This window comes from Ferruginibacter sp. HRS2-29 (genome assembly GCF_024343615.1).
Lineage (GTDB): Bacteria > Bacteroidota > Bacteroidia > Chitinophagales > Chitinophagaceae > Ferruginibacter.
Genome location: NZ_RJUB01000126.1, coordinates 39,345 through 54,046 on the forward strand (window position 1 = coordinate 39,345; position 14,702 = coordinate 54,046).

16 protein-coding genes are annotated in these 14,702 nt (G+C 42.7%); 11 read left to right on the plus strand and 5 right to left on the minus strand.

The features are described from left to right. Nucleotides 1–386: 386 nt before the first annotated feature. Together EGI32_RS13465 and EGI32_RS13470 are read left to right on the plus strand one after the other, a co-directional pair. Complete coding sequence (locus EGI32_RS13465) at nt 387–1,787, plus strand: SUMF1/EgtB/PvdO family nonheme iron enzyme (RefSeq protein WP_255155882.1); 1,401 nt, start codon at nt 387–389, stop codon at nt 1,785–1,787. A gap of 164 nt (nt 1,788–1,951) precedes the next feature. Continuing rightward, nucleotides 1,952–3,013 carry a T9SS type A sorting domain-containing protein gene (locus EGI32_RS13470; RefSeq protein ID WP_255155883.1) on the plus strand — a complete coding sequence of 354 codons (1,062 nt, stop codon included), beginning with the start codon at nt 1,952–1,954 and terminating at the stop codon, nt 3,011–3,013. Nucleotides 3,014–3,324: 311 nt separating this feature from the next. On the opposite strand, the gene EGI32_RS13475 is transcribed toward EGI32_RS13470, so the two are convergent. Then, nucleotides 3,325–3,888, minus strand: coding sequence for a hypothetical protein (locus EGI32_RS13475; RefSeq protein WP_255155884.1), 564 nt, complete (start codon nt 3,886–3,888; stop codon nt 3,325–3,327). A 314-nt stretch (nt 3,889–4,202) separates the two neighbouring features. Here EGI32_RS13475 and EGI32_RS13480 point away from each other — a divergent pair, with 314 nt between their 5' ends. The 4 genes from EGI32_RS13480 (at nt 4,203) to EGI32_RS13495 (ending at nt 7,291) form a co-directional block, all read left to right on the plus strand. Continuing rightward, nucleotides 4,203–4,877, plus strand: a complete 675-nt coding sequence (locus EGI32_RS13480; RefSeq protein ID WP_255155885.1) for a C10 family peptidase — start codon at nt 4,203–4,205, stop codon at nt 4,875–4,877. Between the two features lie 36 nt (nt 4,878–4,913). After that, complete coding sequence (locus EGI32_RS13485; RefSeq protein ID WP_255155886.1) at nt 4,914–5,468, plus strand: hypothetical protein; 555 nt, start codon at nt 4,914–4,916, stop codon at nt 5,466–5,468. Between the two features lie 67 nt (nt 5,469–5,535). Beyond that, entirely contained in the window at nt 5,536–6,654 is a 1,119-nt protein-coding gene (locus EGI32_RS13490) for a TlpA disulfide reductase family protein (protein ID WP_255155887.1), read from the plus strand. Between the two features lie 70 nt (nt 6,655–6,724). Next, a complete protein-coding gene (locus EGI32_RS13495; RefSeq protein ID WP_255155888.1) occupies nt 6,725–7,291 on the plus strand; it encodes a dihydrofolate reductase family protein in 567 nt (188 codons plus the stop codon). A 154-nt stretch (nt 7,292–7,445) separates the two neighbouring features. Here the strand turns inward: EGI32_RS13495 and EGI32_RS13500 are convergent, their stop codons facing one another. Next, nucleotides 7,446–7,910 (minus strand): HAD domain-containing protein, encoded by a 465-nt coding sequence (locus EGI32_RS13500; RefSeq protein ID WP_255155889.1) that lies wholly within the window; start codon nt 7,908–7,910, stop codon nt 7,446–7,448. Between the two features lie 245 nt (nt 7,911–8,155). After that, complete coding sequence (locus tag EGI32_RS13505) at nt 8,156–8,758, minus strand: transposase (protein ID WP_255155890.1); 603 nt, start codon at nt 8,756–8,758, stop codon at nt 8,156–8,158. A 436-nt stretch (nt 8,759–9,194) separates the two neighbouring features. Here EGI32_RS13505 and EGI32_RS13510 point away from each other — a divergent pair, with 436 nt between their 5' ends. The 5 genes from EGI32_RS13510 to EGI32_RS13525 all read left to right on the plus strand — a co-directional run bounded on the left by EGI32_RS13510 (nt 9,195) and on the right by EGI32_RS13525 (nt 13,831). Beyond that, nucleotides 9,195–11,096, plus strand: coding sequence for a T9SS type A sorting domain-containing protein (locus EGI32_RS13510; RefSeq protein WP_255155891.1), 1,902 nt, complete (start codon nt 9,195–9,197; stop codon nt 11,094–11,096). Between the two features lie 232 nt (nt 11,097–11,328). Then, nucleotides 11,329–11,595 carry a type II toxin-antitoxin system ParD family antitoxin gene (locus tag EGI32_RS13515; protein WP_255155892.1) on the plus strand — a complete coding sequence of 89 codons (267 nt, stop codon included), beginning with the start codon at nt 11,329–11,331 and terminating at the stop codon, nt 11,593–11,595. A gap of 63 nt (nt 11,596–11,658) precedes the next feature. Then, nucleotides 11,659–11,886 (plus strand): type II toxin-antitoxin system RelE/ParE family toxin, encoded by a 228-nt coding sequence (locus EGI32_RS21390; RefSeq protein WP_369681665.1) that lies wholly within the window; start codon nt 11,659–11,661, stop codon nt 11,884–11,886. A gap of 480 nt (nt 11,887–12,366) precedes the next feature. Then, entirely contained in the window at nt 12,367–13,110 is a 744-nt protein-coding gene (locus EGI32_RS13520; RefSeq protein WP_255155893.1) for a hypothetical protein, read from the plus strand. A 61-nt stretch (nt 13,111–13,171) separates the two neighbouring features. Then, nucleotides 13,172–13,831 (plus strand): endonuclease domain-containing protein, encoded by a 660-nt coding sequence (locus EGI32_RS13525; RefSeq protein ID WP_255155894.1) that lies wholly within the window; start codon nt 13,172–13,174, stop codon nt 13,829–13,831. A gap of 101 nt (nt 13,832–13,932) precedes the next feature. Here EGI32_RS13525 and EGI32_RS13530 read toward each other — a convergent pair whose 3' ends face one another. Then, entirely contained in the window at nt 13,933–14,235 is a 303-nt protein-coding gene (locus tag EGI32_RS13530) for a HigA family addiction module antitoxin (protein ID WP_255155895.1), read from the minus strand. A 71-nt stretch (nt 14,236–14,306) separates the two neighbouring features. Then, a complete protein-coding gene (locus tag EGI32_RS21395) occupies nt 14,307–14,621 on the minus strand; it encodes a type II toxin-antitoxin system RelE/ParE family toxin (RefSeq protein ID WP_369681664.1) in 315 nt (104 codons plus the stop codon). Nucleotides 14,622–14,702 lie beyond the last annotated feature (81 nt).

The following is a 14,702-nucleotide window of genomic DNA, read 5'->3' on the forward strand; positions in this document are numbered from 1 at the left end:
AGTGAATAGTGAATAGTCAATAGTCAATAGTGAAACCTTTATACGTATTTCCTTTTCTTGCAGATTTTCCCTGCGCAAACTTTGCTCTCTCTTTTCTCAGCGCCTGCCCCGCTGAATGGCGTGGGTTTAAGAAAAAGTTCTTAATCTTAAAATTTCAAAAGAATAAAAAACTTTCGCACAGAAGCTTTGCAAACGATCAACAACCTGCAACCCGTCACCCGCAACTACTGAAAAAAAGTAGCTGATAATTTTTACAACTCTCAAAGGTTTCACTATTCACTATTCACTATTCACTATTCACCATTCACTAAATATACCGTGTGCAGGGTATAACTTCGCCTATCCCTCCCCGTTACATTTGTAAAAAACTAAAAACATTTTTACAAATGAAAGCATTCTACATTTTCCTTGCATCGCTGCTGGTATTTACCACAACCGGCTTTACCAATAACATCAGCGTTTCCACCGCAACCTTGAGTGGACAGAATACAAGTGCACATACAGAGATCATCAACTTCAACGTGGCGTGGGACAACAGCTGGCGCACTTCCACCAACGAAAATAATTACGACGGTGCCTGGATATTTGTAAAGTTCCGCAAACAGGGTACTACCGACTGGCGTCATTGCACCATCAGCGGAACCGGCTTTACTGCTGCAACAGGGGCCACCTTCTCGGTGCCTGCAGATGGTAAAGGCGCTTTCATTTATCGCTCTGCAAATGGTATCGGTAATGTTAGCTATACCGGCAACCAGCTCGTGTGGAACTATGGCGCTGATGGAATCCTCGACAACGAAACCGTGGAGATCCGCGTGTTTGCGTTGGAAATGGTATACATCCCTTCCGGTAGCTTTTACCTCGGCAGCGGTGGTACGGAAAGTTTTGCTTTCTCCAACGGTTCGGGTTCCGCTCCATACCTGGTAGCAGATGCGTCGGCTATTAACACGGGTACCACTACAGGTACGCTCAACTATGGTGGCAACGGAACCGGCAGCCCCATACCGGCTACTTTTCCTACCGGCTTCAATGCTTTCTGGATCATGAAATATGAAGCTACACAGCAACAATACGCCGATTTTTTAAATCATATCGATCAGGCCAGGGCAACTGTGTTGAACACTTCGCCGGCAAGTGTAACCGGCAGCCATCCAGGGTTTACGCCGGTTGCGGGCGAAAAATCCGTTTCCCAGGTAGGATTCAGGTTTAATGGGGCATTGGCTGACTGGTCGGGCCTGCGACCGCTATCCGAAATGGAATTTGAAAAAGCCTGCCGTGGTTACAATACACCGGCTGTGGCCAATGAATATGTTTGGGGAACTACTACCATAGTACCGCTGGTAACGGTTACCAATGCAGGGCTTGCCAACGAAACAGTAGCTACACCTGTAAATGCCAACGCCAACATACAAAGCGGCATCAGTGTATTTACCCGTGCCGGTTTATTTGCCCGCACTACCGGTTCTACCCGCGAACTCAGCGGTGGTACCTATTACGGCGTGATGAACATGGGCGATAATGTTGAAGAGATCACCATCTACACCGGTTCCACTTTTGGCAGAGCCATCAGCGCAACCGTGCATGGCGATGGCTACCTGGAGAATGATGGGTATACCGATATCGCCGCCTGGCGCGATCACCGTGCATTCGGCATGAGAGGCGGAAGTTATATTTCCCCGCTTGCGAATGCCCGTACTTCCGACAGGGTGGCTGCAGCCTTTTTCTCCAGCTATCCGAGCGACAACGTGGGTGCAGGCCATGGCGCCCGTCTTGTGAGAACAGCCCCTTAATTAATTATTGATTATGTAGTGGAAAATGTTTTTACCAGTCTAAGCTGTCAGCCTGAGCTTGTCGAAGGCAGGATTAAGTCTGGAGTTAGCCTTCGACAAGCTCAGGCTGACAGTCGGAGAATAAACGCCGGTAGATCAAACGCACTGCTACTAAAAATTACAACATGAAACAACTGATGATTTTCGTATGGTTGTGGGGGAGTGGAATTACAGTCGCATCAGCGCAGAACAATACCATCTTTGGTGGCGGCAATGCAGATGGCTGGGATAAAACATCCTTTCAACAGGCGTCCAATAATATTTTTACAGGAGGGAACGGTGATGGCATCAGCATAACGTTATTTGCGCAGGCAGGTAACAACATATTTACCGGTGGCAATGGTGATGGCTGGGACAAAACCTCCTTTGCGCAAGCCGGCAACAATATCTTCACCGGCAGCGCCGGCGATGGATGGAGCAGCACTTCCTTTGCACAGCCCGCCAATGCTATTTTTGGCGGCGGCATCGGCGACGGCTGGGACAAGACTTCGTACGCTCAACCACTCAACGCCATTTTTGGCGGAGGCGCGGGTGATGGCTGGGATAAGACATCCTTTGCTCAACCGGAAAACAATATCTTCTTTGGTGGGGTGGGTGATGGCTGGGCCTCGGCGTATCGTCCACAGGGGCCGTTGCCTGTTACGTTTGAATATTTCACCGCAACAAAACTGAACACCCCGGCTTCTTTGCTGAAATGGAAAACAGCGCAGGAACTCAACAGCGCTACGTTTGAAATAGAACGCAGCAGTGATGCACTCACCTTCGCGAAGATCGGCAGTGTAGCAGCTGCAGGAAATTCAAACACAGCAATTGAGTATAGTTTTACAGACAATGCGCCTATCAAAGGCCTCAACTATTACCGCATCAAACAAATTGATCTCGACGGGCATTTCGTGTACACGCCAACGAGGGTGATCAACTTCGACCAACTGAATGCAGGATCACTGAGTTACTACCCGAATCCGACAGCCGGACTGCTCAACATCAAACTCACCGAAGCTTTGCAGAAAGAACCGAAAGTGATCAACATTTTCAATGCCGCAGGAATGGTGGTGAATCAATTGAAAATTGCGGCAAACAGCAATAGTGTACTCATCCTTGATTTGAGTAAATATGCCAGGGGTACGTATTTCATCCAGGTGAGAACGGCAATGGCCAATAGTACTGAACGGATTGTATTACAATAGTTATCGGTTGCGGGTAGCGGGTGGGCGATCGTTCGCATAGAAAATAAAATTTAGCTAACGATCAACCAGCCTTAACTCATCACCTGTAACCAACCTTCTTTCTTCTTCATACAACACGAACGGGGCGGCTTTATGGCTGCCCTTTTTCTTGTTGTATGTTTAATAAAAACTTACCATTGATGTTAGTCATTTAAGGCAGGAGCATGATTTTTAGTATAATGAAAGCCAATATTTTTTTATCCCGGCAAAACTTAACCCCGTTATTTTCTATTCTTTGGAATTCATTTTTTTATGCCGCAACCAGCTTTATCTTACATCATAGGAGCGGGGGCTGCAGGACATGCAGGAGCGGCCTTCCTTTTCTTTGCTTTGGTATGACCCTGAACTGCTCCGGCGGGTATATCTACCAGCAATGCCAACAGGAACTGGTTCAGTTCTGGGGTACACTCTTGACTATCTGTCTGTGCTTCTACAAAAAAACTTTCGTTGCCGTTGGTAAACGAAAAAAAGTAAACACTCAATTCTTTTTTGTTAACCAAACGGGTGCCTGCCGATTTAAAGCCGATAATACCATCCTCCGTTTCCGTTTTGGTTATTTGCTTCAGGCTGGTGCCATACGTTGTGTTGCCCGTATTATTGGCGTTGCGGCTTTGCTGGTAAAGGCCGGCAGTATTGACCACTATATTTTGCGAATTATAAATGGTAACCTTGCAAGTACCGCCTTTCCTGCTGTTGCTTTCCAGCACTACGGTTGACCTGGTTTGCGTGCTTTGCCAGCCGGCAGGAATGTTGAAGGTTGCAATGCCGAATTTGGTTTGCGACAGGAGCGTGCCGGTACAGGATAGTAACAGGAACAGGAGAAGGTAACTTTTCATACAACTATATTTTAAATGATGAATGATTCACTCTGTAAAAATAGTTTCGTGACAAACGGATTGTAACCCCGTAAAAAGGTGATTTTTCCATACGGGGCTTACCGGAAACTTTGGGGACAGTTGCTTTAACTCAACTTTTAATTATAAATTTATCAGTAAGTCTAGGCGATCATTTATTTTCATTCTCCTAAAAAAGGTATTTACAAACGATGAAGAAAGGATATAAAATCACTTTAGTTATTCTTTTCCTGATAGGCTTTACCTATTTGTTTGCCTGCACTTCCTTCCCTTTTTTTCCTGATAAGTCAATGTGTATGACGGACAGCCAATCCCTTACAAAAACCCGTTGGAAGCAAATGGGCGGTTTTGAAAAATACACACCTGACAGTTTAAGAACGGGCTGCTGGAGTACCGCGTTGGCACAGATCGTTTATTATCATCAACTCAAGCCTTTCGGCCATGTGGAATATACCTCGCGGCAAAATTATAAGATCAACGAAGACCTGGACAGCACCCAATTCAATTTCAATTTATTTGCAGCGGCCATCGACAGCACCACTTCCGAGGAAACGATCAGCCAGTTAGCCCGGTATAATTATTATGCAGCACTGGCGGTTCAAAAAGACTTTGGTACAGACCGGTACATGAACAAGCTGGCCTCTGCAGACCAGTTGGAACAACATTACAAAGTAAAAGTGAACCGTTATATAGCCTGGCATAAACTTGTTCCCAATACCCTTGGCAAACTGGAAAAGATCATTTACAATGAACTGAATGACAAACGCCCTGTTTTCCTCCATTTTGCCAACCTGAAAGACTTCGGGCATTCTGTGGTAGTGGATGGGTATTGCTACAAAGCCGGCAAATTTATGATACATACCAACCAGGGACAGGGTGGCCCCACCGACGGCTGGTACGACTTTTATAAAGGGATCTTACGGACGGATGACAATGCTCTAAGGGTGGTATATACATTCAGGCCTTACTGATAAAAATTCCTTGCAACCGTTTCAATAAAACTTCAAATGAAAATCACCTTCCTCGTTCTCACGTTCTTATTTAATTTTTTATTCATCACTGGTCAAACCAAACCTGTTCCGGCGGAAAGCTTTCTAAGCTTTTTAAACAGCTACCAGCGCGACAGTCTCGAAAATCTGTTGACGGAGGATTTCAGGTTGGTGAGAAATTACACCAGTTTTAGTAACGATAAAAAAACATTTCTTCAGGACTATGTTCCAAATTCGAAAGCCTATCTGGGAAGCTTTGATATTATCAGCGTACTCAGCAATGAGGAGCCCGTTCAATATCTTGTAGAAGACAAGAGCGGATACTTCAAATACCTGAAAATAAAAAATCCCCGATGGATCATGACATTTGCTTCTAAGGGCAATAGAATTTCGGAAGTACGGATCGATTCGACAGCATCATACTCTGCGTATATGATGGATTTTCAAAAAAAGAACGCCGCTTTTGATAAATGGATCAAAGAGAAACACCAGGAAGTTACCATGGATTCTCTTATGAAAACGGAAGGATCACTGATCAGGCTGTTGAAAGAGTATAGTGAGCAAATGAAGTAATTTGTTTTATTGACTGAAATGATATCGCCCGGGGGCGATAATGGTTAGCCCATATAAATACCTGATGATGTTAAAAAAAATTATTTGTTTTGGATTGGGCCTGTTGCCGATGGCAATTTTTGCGCAACATTCTTTTACGATCCGCGGTTATGGAGGATCATACAAAAACGGCGATAGTATTTTCTTATCGTTTAAACAAGGTGGGAAGCACATCACAGATTCCACGGTGGTGAAAAATAATATTTTCCGGTTTACAGGAAAATTCAACACCATCAGCAAAGGATATGTTTGCCGGAATGATAATCCGCGTACTGCGATGCTGTTAAAAGATGCTTTCGATATTTACATTGAAAAGGGCAACATCATCCTCCAATCTGCCGATACGCTCAATAATTCTGTGGTATCCGGTACCCCGCTGAACAACGACCAGGCGAAACTTATAGCCGCGTTAAAGCCGGTGATGACCGAAAGCAGGAACATAAAAGATATCGAAGAATTTACCCCTGAAGAATTGAAAGATACGGCATTGGTCAGGCAAACAACAGAAAGATCGGCCGCCCTGTATCGCGAAGGCATCCTGGTGCGGTTAAAATTTATCAACCGGCATTTGAATTCGTATGTAAGCCTGGCCAACCTGGCGCCCATCGCCAAAACCAGCGCGTTTTTGCCGCAGGTGGAAGAGGTCTTTTTCAGGTTACCTTCGCGGTTGAGATCGTTGCCGGAGGGTAATGATATTTTGCGCAGGATCAACGAGGGCCACAAAACCTTTATAGGCATGAAGGCCAGGGATTTTACACAACCCGATGTAAACGGGCGACCGGTAAACCTGGCAGACTTCAGGGGCAAATATTTACTGGTCGACTTTTGGGCATCCTGGTGCTCGCCCTGCCGTGCCGAAAACCCCAACCTGATAGATGCCTACAATAAATACCGGGATAAAAACTTTACCATCCTGAGCATCTCGATCGATAGCCGGAAGGACAGGCAAAAATGGATCAATGCCATCAATACCGACAAGCTCCCCTGGGCGCAGGTATCCGACCTGCAGGAAAAGAACCAGGCCGCGGCGCTTTATGGCATTACTACTATCCCTGCCAATATTTTGCTGGATCCGGATGGAAAGATCATCGCCAAAGATGTAAAAGGAAAAGAATTGCAGGATACGCTGGCGCGATTGTTTCAGTAGTAGTTTCCTTTAATGAAAAGATGAAATTATATTTCCGGGTAAAATATTTTTGAATCAATAAACATACAAGATGAGACATTTGATCTTCTTCATGCACTCTTCCCTCGACGGTTTCGTAGCAGGCCCCAAGGGAGAAATGAACTGGATAAAAGTAGACGATGAAATTTTCGACTTTGTAGCCACCATGACCGACAAGGCCGATACCGCACTCTACGGCCGCACCACCTACGAAATGATGCAGGGATACTGGCCAACCGCCGGAGATGCACCCGATGCCTCCAAACACGATAAAGAACATTCGGCCTGGTATAAACAGGTTCCCAAAGTAGTATTATCCACCACGCTCAGTGAAGAAGGCCTGGAGAATACCACCGTCATCAGCAACCAGCTTGCCGATAACATCAACGCCATAAAACAGCAGGACGGAAAGAATATCCTCATCTTCGGAAGCCCGCGGGCTTCGCATTCATTATTGGCTGAAGGGTTGGTAGATGAGTTTTGGTTGTTCGTAAACCCTGTGCTGCTGGGCGAGGGGATACAATTATTCAAAGGAGTGAAGGAAATCACGCAATTAAAATTGGCGGAGGCGAAAACATTTTCTTGTGGGGTGATAGGACTCCATTATGAGAAGAAATAAACGCCAACTCCTACACCTACACCTACACCTGCACTATTATAATCATCGAGATTTTTTTGCAATTGTTCTTAAGTAAAAGAGATAAGTTATATATTATATAAAACACCTCACTTTTTAAGGAGTGAGGTGCTACAAAATGTACTTTCAAAATTTATTAAGCAGGCTGAAAAGCCTTTTGTGATATCGACTTTACAACTTCCAGATGTTCCTCAACAAGTCCTATGTAAGGACTTGTTTGTATCAGATTCTTTTTTAAAAAAAGAGGAAGGTCACTTAAAGATTTATCATCATCGATAATAAGGAATCCTTCTTCAATTTTATTAGCCTTAAACCAATCCACAATCTCTTGTTTTCTGGTTAGATTATTCAAGTTTTCAGGAAGAGATTCAAGCTTTTTAATAGTAATACCTCTGGCAGCAAAAATATTTTTCCATTCCTGAATACTATACCTTGCTTTATGAGAGGTTGTAAGCATAACGGTATCTCCTTCAGAAACTAAATTCTGAAGTACGAAAACTGACTTGCTGCTAAATGCGGGAAATCCATCACTTAATATTTCCGGACTTTTCCAACCTGTGGCAGGAACCATTACACCATCTATGTCTAATAAGAATAACATAACAGGCAAATTTACAATTTTTACCTGAGCAATCGAACTATCTCATCAATGGGGATATTATTGTATTCTGCGTCAAGTTCATTCAACATGCTTCTGGCGCAAGTGTTCACCGCATCAACTTCCTTCATCACAAAACAGCCGTGATCACTTGTGCCTTCCCAAGTCAGCAGGTCTGTGACCTGCATCAAAACCTCCATGCTTATTCCGTACTCACTCCCCATGAGCACGCTTGCTTTCCATCATTACTACAGGTATTCAATTTTAATCAGCCCTTTTCTATCAGTATAATAATCAACAGCACTACTATAAATGTACTGTTGCGGCTCATACACAAATCCTGCCCTCACAGGATTTTCATGTAAGTAATCCAGTTTCTGGCGAAGTATCTCTGGGTTATTCAATTCTATAGGATGATACTCCTGTTGCCAAAATTGAAAATTCTCATTATTACTATTTCTTTTTCCAGCCCGCCCAAACATATACAACAACCAATTCTTCCTGCTTTCCTTTGGATTATTTTGTATGGCTTGTAGTATCTGTTTACTGGTAAATTTTTTGAAGTCACGTAATATATCACTGATGAGCGTTTGTTTTCTTCCACTCATAATCAGGTGCAGGTGATTTGTCATGATTACCCAGGCATTCAGGCATAGTCCTTTGTTTTTCTGGCAATATTGAAGGCTGTCTATAAGTATCTGCCGGTATATATCTCTTGTAAAAACATCTATCCAGTCAACAGTACTGAAGGTAATAAAATGAGGTAACTGGTTATCTCCGGGTTTATATTTACGTGACATAAATGTTGAATCATTTCTTGCACAAGCTACTATTTGCGGAAGATAAAGCATGGAGGTTTCCAGCAGTTAATCTGGTTATTTTAACCATGGAAGATGGTTGTTTTTCTCCTTTTGATAAATTATGGTAAGGATTTGGATCGTGGTTCTAAGCCGGTCGCAGACCGGCCGACTTGTGTAGGCACAAATGGTCACGGCGGGTTTGTAATGGAGGAGATTGGTGCTTTGAACACTTGCGCCAGAGGCTTCATTGCCGGATAGCGCCGTCTTTGCTAGCGAAGCGAAGCAAACGACGGCGCTAAAACTAATGCCGTTTTTTAAGGCTATGGCAATTTCCATGTAATGAACCGCGGCATTAAGAAAAGTTGCCCCAACCTAACAAACTTTCAACCATCAACCTTCAACTTTCAATCTTCAAATATACCCGCCGCGGGGTATGATAACGCACTCATTAAGAATATACTTTTGGTTTCCCTAAAACACCATCAGTATGAAGAAGATATTTACCCTGATTTTTACATCCACTATTTTTTTTGCGCAGGCGCAGGACGGCACACTCGATCTCACTTTTGGCACCAACGGAAAAGCGTATAATCAATCCGTAGACGCAGCTTCCCGTACCGTTACGTTTGTGCAGGCAGATGGAAAGATCCTGCAGAACAGCAATTCCTACAACAACGGGCAGACATACGCAGCAGTACGTTACAATGCCAATGGCAGCATCGACAATACTTTCGGCACCAACGGAATGGTGACTACAGAAGTGTCGACCTTCCAGGATAACTCTGCCACTATTGCAGCTCAGCCCGATGGCAAAGTGATCGTTGGCGGCGGATCAAATTTTATCAGCGGGGATGGTATGCACCTCCTGAGTAGCCTCGTGCTGATCCGTTACAATATCGATGGAACACTCGACAACAGTTTCGATACAGATGGGAAAATGCTCTACGATGAACCGGGTTACCTGGCTTCGGCATACAACATCAAAGTGCTGCCCGATGGAAAAATACTGGTGGCTGGTTTTGTCAACAACGAAAGCGAAAGCATCCGCTATGGTTTGCTGGCGAGGTTCAATGCCAATGGCAGTATCGACAATACTTTCGGCAACAACGGCAGGATCATCCATAGTGTTGGCACGGCTAACAACGATATTTACCAGCTTGCTTTGCAGGCCGATGGAAAGATAGTAGTGGCCGGAACAGCAACCGTGGCGGGGCATACGCAATACGTAGCGCTCCGCTTCAGCAGCGAAGGCGTGCCCGATAATAGTTTTGGAAACAACGGCCAGGCCATCATCAACATCAGCAATTACCAGTCGGGTGTAAAAAGCGTGGCCGTGCAGCCAGACAATAAAGTGATCATTGCGGGCAACAGTAAATTCATCGCCGGCGATCCTGATAAATTTACCATCGTACGATTGAAAGAGGATGGTTCACTGGATGAAACATTTGCCAGTACCGGTATCTTGTCATTCAACTCCAGCAACCGCGACGGATCGTTTTACAGCATCCTCATACAGCAAGACAACAAGATCGTGTTGGGCGGTACGCTCACTTCGTACAACATCATCACCCAACGCACCAGCAGCGATTTTCTCATTTACCGGTACACATCCGCAGGCGTACTGGATCTAACCCTCACCAACGATTTTGCCCTCGGCCAGTCGGGCACTACCGGCGCCAGCGGACAAATATATCTTAACGGGGGCACCGACGACCTCTGGGGCAACATCGCTTTCCAGGGAACAAAGCTCATCATCGGCGGTACTTCCTCTTACCAGCCGCAGGGTAATCCTTTTGAAATACCGAGACTCATAGTGGCGCGTATCAACAACAGCACAGGTACCGTGCTACCGCTCAAGCTGGTAGACTTCACCGCAACGGCGATCGGGAAGTCTTCCCGCCTCAACTGGCACACCGAGCAGGAAACCGGAACAAGAACTTTTGAGATACAAAGAAGCACCAATGGCATCCATTTTCAAAAGATCGGAGCTGTAGCTGCTACCGGTGGACCGCATGGCCAAACGTCCTACAGCTTTACCGATCTTGCTCCATCAAAAGGCATCAACTATTACCGGCTGGAAATCCTGGATGCGGATGGTAAGTTTACCTGGTCTGATGTGCGCACAGTTTCTTTCGGCAGCACGTTTACGGCAAGCTTCAGTTGTTACCCGGTGCCGAGTAAAGGGATGATCAACCTGGTGTTTGCTAACAATGAAAAGGGTGGAGTATTAAGCGTTCGAAACATGGTGGGCGCTGAAGTGAAAAGATTTACCATCACTGCAGGAGTTTCAACCGAGCGACTGGATCTTTCGATATTGCCAAAAGGCGTGTATAATATTTCAATGTTGCAAGCTGACAAAGCAGCTACGCAGCAGGTGATCCTGCAATAAATTTTCTTCTTCATACAATGGGAGGGGGGTAGCTGTTTGGCTGCCCTCTTCTTTTTTGCCGGAAAGACGGTAAGATGATCTTCACTTCACTGTCAGCCTGAACTTGTCGAAGGCGGATTATGCACTAAATGCTGCCTTCGACAAGCTCAGGCTGACAGCAGTTGCTATCATTTTGGAATCCTCCCCTCAAATATTTTTAACCGCTCAATAATTACCAATTTTTGGTACTTTTATGAAAAATATTATCATGGGACGAAATACTTCTGTTGCCCTGGGCGATTACTTCGAAAATTTTATAGACAAAAAAGTTTCCGCAGGCAGGTTTAAAAATGCCAGCGAAGTGATAAGGGCCGGATTACGGCTACTGGAAGAAGAAGAAAGCAAGATCGTTGTTTTAAAAAATGCTATTCAAGAGGGTATCGACAGTAGGGTAGCCAAAAACTTCGATGCAAAAAAACATCTTGCCAAATTAAAAGCCGCCCGAAAGAAAAATGGTTAATTATAGGTTATCCAATAAAGCGGTGGAGGATCTTTCCGGCATCTGGAATTACTCGTACGATGCCTGGGCGAAAGGCAGGCGGAGAAATATTACGAACTGCTATTAGCATCCTGCCAGGAATTAGCCACAAAAAATGTTGCCGGTAAACATTACCCCGAAGTTGGCGAAGGAATTTTTGGTTTTGGAACAGGGATGCATATCATTTTCTACAGGGAAGTTAAGAAAGACAAAATTGAAGTTGTGAGGATATTGCATAGCAGTATGGATTTGAAAATGAGGATGGAGGAATAACTATTATGATCTTTTTGTAGTGGCAGCTTTGTGCTGCCTTTTTTGTTTTTGCCGGGAAGACGGGAAGACTTTGTTTGGCGCAGGAGCTTCACACTAAAACGCCCGGAGGTTGAAGAAAAACCTCCGGGGTTTTCTGCTAACCCCGGAGCGTTTGGGTGGATAGTGGTTCTAAGCCGGTCGCAGACCGCCGGACTTGTGCAGGCACAAGTGGTCACGGAGGGTTTGTAATGGAGGAGAGTAGAGCTGTGAACACTTGCGCCAGAGGGGAAGTACGGGAAGCCGTAAGAGGGGATGAAAAAGAAAAGAATATTTGTAATTGTTGGGAGGAATGTGTAGAATTAGGGAATCGTAACCTTATGTCCTTCACTTTGATTGCCAAATTTATTTTTACTTTGTTTTTGCTACAAACTTCATATGAAGAGCTGAAAGTAAATAAGGAAATAATAATTATAAAACTTTTACTGAATTAACATTGTTGTGATGAATCAAGGTAAAACTTTGAAGAATGCAAAAATTTTGTTTTTTGTAGGATTAGTCTTAATTATAGTCAGTCCATGGATATTTACAATTACAAATTTTTGGGATCGTTTAAATTTCTCACAAACTGGACAAATTGGAGATACTATTGGTGGAATAACATCACCCATAGTTAATTTGGTGGGAGCTGGATTAGTATTCTTTGCATTGCAGGCACAAATCGAAGCGAATACATTGCTTCAAAATCAACTATTCGCAGATAATATTGAAAAAGAAAAAGAAAAGCAGACTCAAAATCTCAATCAACTTTATACTTATTTAAATGAAAGTATAAATAATTTTAAGTTTTTGAGTTTGCAAATGGGCTTTACACCAAGTGGGCCAGTGCCGCCGGATCCTGTACTCACAACGGGTAGTGAGGGTATTTATAATTTATTATCTCAAATTCTTTGCGATTTTCATGGAACCGAAGATGAACTTTTAGATAACCCCTGTGTAGCTGAATTTTTTAGTATTCTTGAGATTTTTAATCTGCTTTTAGAAAAGCTCCAGACTACATCCAGCGATAATAAAGAGATTTTGACTACATTAACGAAGCATCAATTTCAATATCGAATTCTTACAAGAATAAAAAATGAAACTATAGAAGATTTGAAGATAAGTTTTTGTAAAGTATGTAAACATGATCACGGAATTCCTGATAAAATGCTTGCCTTGATTGAATCAATTAAAAGTAAATTGGGTTAACCCTATTTTTTAAAGATAATATTGCAAATATTCAACAGTTTTACATAAAACTAATTCCCTCATGTTAGTTGAAAATTTTAAAATAGAGATACAAAGATTTGAATTAGAAAAGTTTGAAAAAAATCTTAAACTATGTAATAGTCCCATAGAAGAAATTTTTGTTGGCAAAATCTACAGCTTTTTTTTGAAGCATGGCGTAACAGTGAACTTAATTACTCAAAGAGTTAATGAGTTCGTAATAGTGAATGATACCTTTTTCGAAAGTGTATATTTTCATTCGAATAGGAAGGGATTAAAGATCAAACTGAATCATTCAAATTCTGAACATGTTGATCCTCTAACTGGCGAACCAGAAAGAATTTGTGGGTTTCAATTCACTTGTGGAGATGTTTCTTATCGAATATTTCCTCAATACCCCATATTTAATCATGAAAAATTATATTACGCTGATTTTGTAATAAAAGTTTATGATAGAAAAAATGTAAACGTAGGCGACTTCGTAATTGAATGTGATGGATTTGCCTGGCATAATACAAAAGAGCAACTGGAACGAGATAATTCAAGGAGTAGATTTATTACACTTAATGGCTACAAGATTTTGCGGTATACCGGAAGCGAAATTAACAGAATCGACGACGAGTTTATTATACAACTAGAAAATACTATTTATCAATCCATCTTTAATAAAGAAAGTAATTTATACATTTTAAAAAAATACTAAAAGCAAAACTATAGTTTACATCTTTTCCGCATTATTAAAACCACCATAAAAAAGTCCCGACATCTTGCTGGGACTTCTCAAAAAATGTTTCAAAGTCAGGTTCACGCTGCTTTCCTGAGTTTATTACGTTCTACAAAAAGATCGTAATAAACCTGAACCCTCATCCAATATTCAGCCTTGATACCAAGCAGCTTTTCGAGCTTTAGAGAAGTGGCAGCACTTACGTGGCGTTTTCCCCTCAGCAGGTCGCTTAAATGACTGGGCGCTATACCCAGCTGTTCAGCAAAATCTGCTTTTTTGATATTCCTGGCTTCCAGTTCATCCATAAGGATCTCACCGGGATGTAAGGTTACATCAGTATGTATCTCCTTACCTTTTACATTTAGAACCTTGTAATTGTTCATTTTGATTTCTTTTGCCTGTCAAACCTGAGATGCTGTAATACTTTGACAAAGCTTTTCATTGTTGTAAATAATTACTGGTAATGATTTGACAAATCATGTACCAATATAACATCCGTGACATCAATAGTACCGTCTTTTTCCAAACTCAGGATCAACCGGTAATGTATATCCACTCTTACAGAATGGAAACCTTTCAAATTACATTTGAGCGCTTCAAAATGGAGGCTCTTCTGAGAAGCAAGTTCTCTAAAACTTTCAGCATTTGTAAGTTTTAGGATTGTTTTTTTGAACTTTACGATTGTATCGGTATTGTATCGGGGTTTCCCTCTTACAACCTCGCCAGCAAATAACTTTGCCAAATAGGCGTTCTTAATTTTAATAACCATTAAAAAAAGAGCTGTTTGATTTAAAAATTCAAAGAGAAGTAAGTCTCACTGAATTACCAAAATTAGGTAATTTTAAATTAA

Excerpts from the sequence above, each read along its gene's own strand:
- EGI32_RS13515 (WP_255155892.1), top strand. The coding sequence starts at position 11,329 with ATGAAAAATATTATCATGGGACGAAATACTTCTGTTGCCCTGGGCGAT.
- EGI32_RS13510 (WP_255155891.1), top strand. The coding sequence starts at position 9,195 with ATGAAGAAGATATTTACCCTGATTTTTACATCCACTATTTTTTTTGCG.
- EGI32_RS13465 (WP_255155882.1), top strand. The coding sequence starts at position 387 with ATGAAAGCATTCTACATTTTCCTTGCATCGCTGCTGGTATTTACCACA.
- EGI32_RS13480 (WP_255155885.1), top strand. The coding sequence starts at position 4,203 with ATGACGGACAGCCAATCCCTTACAAAAACCCGTTGGAAGCAAATGGGC.
- EGI32_RS13470 (WP_255155883.1), top strand. The coding sequence starts at position 1,952 with ATGAAACAACTGATGATTTTCGTATGGTTGTGGGGGAGTGGAATTACA.
- EGI32_RS13525 (WP_255155894.1), top strand. The coding sequence starts at position 13,172 with ATGTTAGTTGAAAATTTTAAAATAGAGATACAAAGATTTGAATTAGAA.
- EGI32_RS13530 (WP_255155895.1), bottom strand. The coding sequence starts at position 14,235 with ATGAACAATTACAAGGTTCTAAATGTAAAAGGTAAGGAGATACATACT.
- EGI32_RS13505 (WP_255155890.1), bottom strand. The coding sequence starts at position 8,758 with ATGCTTTATCTTCCGCAAATAGTAGCTTGTGCAAGAAATGATTCAACA.
- EGI32_RS13485 (WP_255155886.1), top strand. The coding sequence starts at position 4,914 with ATGAAAATCACCTTCCTCGTTCTCACGTTCTTATTTAATTTTTTATTC.
- EGI32_RS13475 (WP_255155884.1), bottom strand. The coding sequence starts at position 3,888 with ATGAAAAGTTACCTTCTCCTGTTCCTGTTACTATCCTGTACCGGCACG.
- EGI32_RS13495 (WP_255155888.1), top strand. The coding sequence starts at position 6,725 with ATGAGACATTTGATCTTCTTCATGCACTCTTCCCTCGACGGTTTCGTA.
- EGI32_RS13520 (WP_255155893.1), top strand. The coding sequence starts at position 12,367 with ATGAATCAAGGTAAAACTTTGAAGAATGCAAAAATTTTGTTTTTTGTA.
- EGI32_RS13500 (WP_255155889.1), bottom strand. The coding sequence starts at position 7,910 with ATGTTATTCTTATTAGACATAGATGGTGTAATGGTTCCTGCCACAGGT.
- EGI32_RS13490 (WP_255155887.1), top strand. The coding sequence starts at position 5,536 with ATGTTAAAAAAAATTATTTGTTTTGGATTGGGCCTGTTGCCGATGGCA.
- EGI32_RS21395 (WP_369681664.1), bottom strand. The coding sequence starts at position 14,621 with ATGGTTATTAAAATTAAGAACGCCTATTTGGCAAAGTTATTTGCTGGC.